The organism is Tritonibacter sp. SIMBA_163 (genome assembly GCF_046535935.1).
Lineage (GTDB): Bacteria > Pseudomonadota > Alphaproteobacteria > Rhodobacterales > Rhodobacteraceae > Epibacterium > Epibacterium scottomollicae.
In genome coordinates, this window is sequence record NZ_JAWJBP010001297.1 from 1 (window position 1) to 237 (window position 237).

Here is a 237-nt window from a genome sequence, read left to right on the forward strand (position 1 = left end):
GGGCCTCGATCTTGGGGGCGGGCGGGGCAGGCCCGACACGCGATCAAATGAAGCCGGGGCGCTGCCGGTCGAATACGGGGAGATGATCAAGGGAGAGCTGGGCCATCTGAATTGCGAAATTGAAATCGAGCCGGGCCGGTTGATTGCCGGCAATGCGGGTTGGATGGTGTCCAAGGTGATCTACGTGAAACATGGCGAAGGTCGCGATTTCCTGATGCTCGACGGTGCGCTGAATGA

Annotated in this window: 1 pseudogene; it reads left to right on the forward strand. The window is 60.3% G+C overall.

Annotation, left to right across the window (positions count from 1 at the left end):
* Positions 1 to 237, forward strand: a pseudogene (locus tag R0J92_RS26485) (diaminopimelate decarboxylase); the annotation flags it as partial.